Origin of the sequence: Streptomyces sp. NPDC005752, assembly GCF_040630715.1 — a bacterium.
Lineage (GTDB): Bacteria > Actinomycetota > Actinomycetes > Streptomycetales > Streptomycetaceae > Streptomyces.
Map to the genome: position 1 here is coordinate 67768 of NZ_JBEXYB010000009.1, position 7279 is coordinate 75046.

2 protein-coding genes and 2 pseudogenes are annotated in these 7279 nt (G+C 72.2%); all 4 read right to left on the minus strand.

Features of this window, described 5'->3' with window-relative positions:
- A pseudogene (locus tag ABZ441_RS09900) lies at positions 1-5066 on the minus strand (hypothetical protein); the annotation flags it as partial.
- Positions 5067-5147: 81 nt separating this feature from the next.
- Positions 5148-5516 (minus strand): hypothetical protein, encoded by a 369-nt coding sequence (locus tag ABZ441_RS09905; protein ID WP_358970330.1) that lies wholly within the window; start codon positions 5514-5516, stop codon positions 5148-5150.
- A 2-nt stretch (positions 5517-5518) separates the two neighbouring features.
- Complete coding sequence (locus ABZ441_RS09910; RefSeq protein WP_205021644.1) at positions 5519-5974, minus strand: YbaB/EbfC family nucleoid-associated protein; 456 nt, start codon at positions 5972-5974, stop codon at positions 5519-5521.
- 190 nt (positions 5975-6164) lie between these two features.
- Positions 6165-7279 (minus strand): annotated as a pseudogene (locus ABZ441_RS09915) (hypothetical protein); the annotation flags it as partial.

Sequence of the window (7279 nt, forward strand, 5' to 3'; positions counted from 1 at the left end):
TGCGGATTCGTCGGCCGCACGTCGATGACCACGTTCTTGTCCCGCGCCAGATCACGGAACTCCTTGAAACCCTTCTCCGCCATCCCGTACGTATGACGCGCCGCATACGAATCGACCTCACCCGCCTTCAGCGGCTCGGGCTTCGACGGCTGTTCCTCATGGCCGTTGGTCATGGGCGCCGGACCGTGCAGGCGTCGAGCAAGCTCGGCCGTGTCCTCGGGGCCGAGGGCCAGCTCGGACAGCGGCAGCGGTGCGCTCGACAACGACCAGGCGACCTCCGCCGACGGCGCGTAGGAGAGTCCCCGCACGTCCTCCCGCGAGACCGACGTGGTGGGGGACAGCTGGGCAGGCGGCGGGGGCAGCAGGTCGCCGAGCGTCGTGTCGGGCCCGGCGCCGGCCCGCAGTCCGGCCGCCGCGCGCAGGAAGTCGGTGTACTGCTCGACAGTGGGGTCGGCGGACTGGCCGGCCGTCGTGGCACCGGTGGCGGTGTGCCAGTCGGTGACCATGCGACGCAGCAGGTCCGGGGTCATGCGGCCGTCGCCGTAACGGGCGGCGCTGTCCGCGCTCAGCCAGCGCAGACCGTCCACGTAGGCGAGACCGGCGAGCAACTCCGTGTTTTCGGGGCGCTGTTCGGCGTCCGGTCCGAGGGCGTCGCGCAGCGTACGGATCTGCTGGAGGGTGCGGGCGCGGGCGAACGGGTCCGCCGGGTCGGGGCCCGCGTGCAGACCGGCATCGCGCGCCGACCTGTCCAGGTCCGCGCCGCTGGGTTCCGGGGTGAACAGCCGCCAGCGCCCCGGTCCGTCCGTGCCCTCGGTGAGCACCGCGCGGACCTCGCCGTCCCGGTCGCGGGCCGTGCCCACCTCTGTGGTCGGCGCCCACACCGACCGCCCGGTCTGGTTCGCGACGTGCTGCGCCACCGGCAGGCCCGCGATCGCCGGCTGCTGTCCGGTCTTGCAGGAGTACAGCACCAGCGGCCGGTCCTCATCGCCGTCCACCGCCCAGGACTTGAGCACCTTCCCGAACTGGACACCGCTGACCTCCACGCTGGGCCGCGCCGCGTCCTCGGTGCCGAGCGTGACGGTACGGGGAGTGGCGTGGTTCACGACGTAATCGGCGCCCTCCTCGGTGCCCGCACCGGGGAGTGGGACCGACGGGCCGGTGAAGACGGTGCGTGGGGCGGGCCGCTCCGCTTCGGTACCCGCGACGGAGTCCGTCCCGACTCGTGGGGGCGAGGAGGGGGAGCCGTCGGAGACGGTGCGTACCCCGCGGAAGGTGTCCTGTCCGAGTAGCGCCCGGCGCCCCGCGTCGCGGCGCGTGCCGTCATCGGCCGGGCTCTGCGAGATGGTCAGCGTCCGGACGGCACGGCCCGGCTGAGGCTGCACCGTCGTGTCCGGCACCAGGCGCCGCAGCTGACTGAGGGGCACCGTGAGGCCGTCCAGGGTGACGACGGCCGGCTCGCTCGCGGGCCTGCCGGCCCCGTCCCCGTCGCTGTCGGTGGTGGCCGCGCCGTCAACGGGGCGTACGACGATCCGGGCCTGCGGCGGGGGGAGGACCACGGGCTGGGTCGTGGGGGAGGTTTCCGCGGTGATCGGGGCGGGCGGGGGCGGCGGGCCGCCGGTCCCGGTGCCGTGTCCGGTGCCGGGGCCGGTAGCCCGTCCGCCGGCGCCGTCACTGTTGCTGTCGCCCGACTCCAGGTACACGTCGGTGGCAGGCTCGCTCCAGGGCCGCGACAGGGTGGCGAGCTTGTCGGGGGCGGGCGTCGTGGCGATGGTTGAGTCCGGGGCGACCGGGTTGCCGTGTACGGGGGTCGCCTTCTCCGCGGGGCCCGTCGGCGGGGGCGTGGCGGTTGAGGTGACGGCCGGGGTGTCGTCGGTGGTGGTGGCGCTCTCGGTGGCGGGGCGGGGCATCGGACCGAGGGCGTCGGCCAGCGGCAGCAGCACGTCCGCGCCTGGGAACGCGGTGTCCACGCTGCCGTCGGCCGTCGCGGCGGGCGTCGGGCCGGTCAGCGGGCGGACCTGCACCGGGGCGCCCGGCCCCTCGCGGGTCAGCTCGACCGCGGCGCGTACGGGGCGTCCCGCCCCGTCGGGCGCGACCGCCGGCCCGAGCACCACGGCCCGGTCGGTGCCGGCCCCGTCCAGCAGTCCGGCCGCCTCCTGCGACCCCTCCCCCGGTGGCGGCAGCTGCGACACCACGATCGTCAGGGGCGGCTGCGTGGTGGAGCCGTGGTTCCCGGCGCGCGTGGGGTCGGACTTCACGTCGGCTGTGCCGCTGACGTCACGTACGTCGCCGCTGTCGGCGAACGAGCCGACGGTGCTCACCTTCGGCGGTGCCGTGACGGTGTCGGCAGTGGGATGGGAAGCGGTGTCCGCGGTGGGGTCGACGGCCGGAGCGGTGGTGACGTCGCCCGTGGTGGTGTCGACCGTGGTGCTGTCGACCTCGGTGCTGTCGCCGACGGGGGTGGGGACGCTCTCGTCGGAGTCCGGCGTGACGTCGGTCCCGTTCGGGTCGACGGCCTCCGGCGTGGGAGTGGTCTGCGACGAGTCGTCAGTCGCGGTCGGCGAGCCGTCCACCGGGGCTGCGCCGTCCGGAGCGCGGGTGCCCTGCGGGGACGCGGCGGAGGAAGCCGGGGCACCTCCCGCCGTGGGTACGCCACCCGGCCGGGCGCCGCTGCCCGTTCCGGGAGTGGCGGAGGCCGTGGGGCTGCCGCCCGTGGCGACGGGAGTGGGGTTCCCCTGGCCGCCCGGCGCGGTGGCCGTGTCGTCGTTCCGGCCCGCCGCCTCTCCGGGCGACGTCTGGAGGTCGCTCTCCGAAACACCTTGGGTGTCGCTCTCGGGAGACCCCTGCGCGTTGCTCTCCGCAGCACCCTGGACGTCGCTGTCGGGAGACCCCTGCGCGTTGTTCACCGGGGCACCCTGAGCGTCGCTCTCCGGGGACGGCGACGTCACAGCAGATTCCGCCGGTGCGTCCACGGCGACGTTTTCCGGGGACGCCCCGGGCATGGCGCCCGGACCGTCCGCCACATCGTCCGACGGCACGTCCAGGCCGTGGTCCACCACGAGGTCGGCATTGCCCCCGGTGGGTCGTGCGGCGGGGTTTCCCGAGGTCGCGGCGGGGCTGTTACCGGAGGTGCCGGGACTGTTCACCGCACCCGGGCCGTCCGCTGCCCCGGGGCTGCCAACCGTGCCTGCGTCGCCCACCGTGCCGGGGTCGCCCACCGTGCCGGGACTGTTCACCTCACCGGGTTCGCCCACCACGCCAGGGCTGTCCACCGCGCTTGGAGTGGCGCCCACCGCGATCGGGGCGTCCACCGTGACCTGGGCGCCGAAGCCGTCGAGCGCGCGGCGGACCTCGTCCGTGTCGACCTGGTTCGCGGGGCTGCCCCCGGCAGGAACCACCCGGACCTCGGGCAGCTGCGACAGGTTGCCGTGCAGGCTGTCCCGGACACCGATCTCGGCGCCGCCGGGCGGCTGGGAGCCACGCAGGGTGGCCAGGTCACGCAGTGCCTGCTCACGGACGTCGGCCGGGCCCTGGTGGACCTGCTGCCACAGCGCGTTCTCGGTGGCGGTCACCGGCAGCGGTCCCGGTGAGTACGGCGGCGGATCCAGGGACGTGTACGGCGGCGGGTTCTCGGAGACGTACGGCGGAGGCGACTGGCTGCCGGTGACGGACCCCGGTCCGGTGGTCTGCTGGGAGACCGGCGGCGGTGAGGTGAGCGTGGGACCGTCGCCGCCCGTGGTGTCCGGACGCGAGGGACCCTCGGTGCGATCCGAGCCGCCGCCCGAGCGCGACGAACCGCCGTCGGAGTCGGTGGTGCCACCGGAGACGGTGGGCGGCGGGTTGCGCAGCTTGTCGATGACGTGACGCAGCTCGGCGGCGCTGTTCACGGCCGTGTCGCTGAGCGTCGCCTCGACCTGGCTGCTGATGCCCGCGCCGACGAAGGTGGACCAGCTGGTGGACCAGTCGCCGTCGAAGGCGCCCTTGATCAGGATCTCCGCGAGCGCCTCACCGGAGCCGGCGGCGAGGAAGTCTGCCGTGCCCTTCAACCCGTAGTGCCCGGCCAGCGCACCCGGCCGGTCGGCGTTGAAGCGCAGGATCCGGCTGTTCCGCCACAGCTCGGTGTTGTTCCGGAAGGACAGCGGGTTGTTCCGGAAGGTGACCGGCGGGTTGTTCGAGGGGCCGGGGCCGTTCCCGTACGGGCTGGGGTCAGGGCGGTCGTTGAGGAAGCTGTCACGGTCGGGCTTCGGGCCGGGCTCGGGGTTCGGCCTGGGGTTCGGGCGGTCGTTCGGGAGGTCGAGGTCCGGGTTGTTCTTCAGGTTGGGGTTGTTCTTGAAGTCGAGGTCAGGGGCGTTCTTGAGGAAGTTGTTGTCGAAACTTTTGACGATGCCCCGCGCGAACTTGTCGAAGACGCTGGTGAGGAAGCCGGCCGCAGCGCCGAACGCGGCGGCCTTGCCGATGTCACTCCAGTCGATGCCGTCGGGGCGGCGGCCGTCCGGGGCGAAGTTCATCATCGCCAGCCGTACGGCGAAGGTCGTGAACGCCTCGGCGAACGCCTCGGTCAGCGAGGGAGCGAGGTGCAGCCGCTGGAGCAGGTGGGTGAGCGTGGTCAGGATGAAGAACCGGCTGCGCATCTTGGCCAGCATGATCTGACTGGCCGAGGCGCCGCCGGTGAAGAAGGACAGCGCCAGGTAGATGGCGATCTCGATGAGCAGCCGGATGATCTCGGCGATGACCTGCCACTTGGACTCCATGATGTCCATGGAGGTCTTGCGGCGGCCTTCGGCGATCTTGTCGAGCTGCTCGGCGAAGTCGCGCAGGTAGTTCTTGCCGCCGTCGTCGATGAGCATGCCCATCGCCTTGCCGTACGACTTGGCGAGGTCGTCCGGCATGGACTCGCCGATGTCGTGCACCGACTTGTCGATCAGCGAGGACAGCCTGTCCAGCTTCCGGCCCAGGCCGGAATAGGGCCGACGGCTGTCGAACGCGAGATCCTCGTCGGCGTCCATGAGCCTCTCCCCGGTGAGGATGAAGATCATCGCGTTGACCTCGGGCGAGACCTGGATGCTCATCGGGGACCGTCCTGGAGCCCGTGCGGGCAGGACGGAGCGGCCGCTCCCGGTATGGCGTGGGAGCGGCCTGCGGCGCGGAGGTCAGCGGCGCCCATGCCCGCCCGGGCCGTCGAGTCCGTCGGTGTCGATGCGGTTGGTGCCCTGCTCGACGTTCTCGATGTTCTGGTCGCGGGTGTCCTTCATCATCCGGACGTTGCCGAGTGTGGCGTCCGTGATGCCCACCAGCGCATCACGGATGGACAGCATGGTGTCCTTCGTGGTCTGCCGTTCCTTCTGTTCCTGCGGCTTGGCCTTCTCCGCGAACTCGCCCTCCGTGCCCGGCCAGCTCACCGTGGGTGCCAGCTCGTCGAGGAACTCCTCGGTCATGCTCCTGGTCAGGGTGCCGATCTCCTCCAGCTGCTTGGCCAGGGCCTCGATGCGATGCGGGTCTACGTAGTACCGCTGTCCCATCGTCAGTCCTCTCCCTCTTCGCCGATCGCGTCCCGCCAGGCGGGCGCGGCCTGAGCGTCACGTGCCGTGTCCCCGTCGTCCTCGCGCAGTACCTCGGGACCGAAGATGCGCTCCCAGTCCATCTCGAAGCCCTTCAGCTCCGGCACGTTGCTGCTGGGCTCGGCGAAGGGCGCCATCGCCTTCATCACATGACGGTTCATCTTGAGGCGCGCCGCGTTCGCCGCCTCCAGAACGCTGGCGGCCAACTCCTGCGGTGACATGTCGCGGTACTTGTTCTCCAGGAAGTCGATCCCGGTCAGCTCACCCTGCGGGCCCGCCGTGGCACGGACCGCACGGTCGGAGGAGAGTGCCGCGAACGACGCCGTCCGCAGCTCGCGCTCGGTGCGTGCGACCGCCTCCTGGGCCGACTGCAGTTCGGCCATGGCCTTCTCGAGGCGCTTCTCCAACGGTTCCGTCATGCTCGTTCCCTCCCTCTCCGTCCGTCTGTCCGTACGTCCGGGCACCCTTGCGCCCGGACGGATGTGCCGGGCCCCAGGTCCCCGGCGACTCAACTCCTCCGTTGATCTTGCCTGGTGAAGACCCCAATGCGGAAGCCGGGGTGGGTTCGGGCCCCTCTCACCGCGGCGGAGGGCCGGACCTGAGTGGTGGTCACCGGCCGATCACCGACGGGGTGCCGCCCTCCTCGGTGCCCCACACGTCCGCGTCCTCCTCGAGGTAGTCGGCCGACGTGGTGGACCTGCGGCCCGGCTCGGTCGACTCCTCGGGGGAATCGCCGCCGGTGGTCGTCACCCGGGAGGCCGGGGACAGGAAGGTGTCACTGTCCTCCTGCCGGTTCCAGGGGCTGCGTCGGCGTCGGGTGCGGCGCTCGCTCTCCTCGGCCGCGTCGACGAGGACGGAACGCACCCGCTCGCCGTTGCCCTTCTCGCCGCCGCCGCCCATGCCGCCCATGCCTCCACCCATCGGCATGCCGGGGCTGCCGGGCGTGCCGGGGGCACCGGGGGCTCCTCCGGTGCCCCCGGCGGCGGCGAGCGGGGTTCCCGCGCCGGCGGTGGCACTGTCGGAGAGGGGGGCGACCGGGCCCGTGCCGATGCCGTCCACGGAGGCACCCGGGATGCCGCCGCCGGACGCACCGGCGCTCACCTGGCCACCACCGAGTCCCAGTTCGGAGAGTGGTACGTCGCGGCTGGTGGTGCCACCACCGCCGCCACCGCCGGAACCATTGAGGTCGCCGAGGTCACCGAGGCCGCCGAGCTCGTCGAAGATTCCCGAGCTGTTGGTGGGAATGGACGAGTTGAGATCCTTCAGATCCACCGTCTCGGTCCTGCCCTGGGCATCGGTGACGGTGGCGACGCCGGTGTCCGGGTTGATGATCTGCTTGGAGCCGTCCGGGAAGGTGGTGGTCAGCTGGCCGTCGTCCAGGAAGGTCGTCGAGCCGTCAGGGTTGTTCACGCTGGCCCCGTGGGTGAGGTCGGTCTCCATGGTGGAGCCGTCCGGGCCGGTGCTGGTGAGCATCCCGCTCTCCGGATCGAAACGCGCCGAGCCACCGTCCGCGAACATCGTGGCGAAGTCACCGTCGACGAGTCCGGTCTGCCCGCCCGTCGGGGTCTCCAGGCCGTCCAGGTTCCCGAGACCCCCCAGGTCTCCGAGGCCGCCGTTCCCACTGTTCAGGTTGCCGAGGCTGCCGAGGTTCTCGGTCGTGACGGTGCCGTCGGGGGCCGTGGAGACGGCCTGGCCGGTCGCCGGGTCCACGACCTGCTTCGTGC

What these genes read in the sequence shown, in the direction of transcription:
- ABZ441_RS09910 (WP_205021644.1), bottom strand. Translation starts at nt 5,974, where the DNA reads ATGACGGAACCGTTGGAGAAGCGCCTCGAGAAGGCCATGGCCGAACTG.
- ABZ441_RS09905 (WP_358970330.1), bottom strand. Translation starts at nt 5,516, where the DNA reads ATGGGACAGCGGTACTACGTAGACCCGCATCGCATCGAGGCCCTGGCC.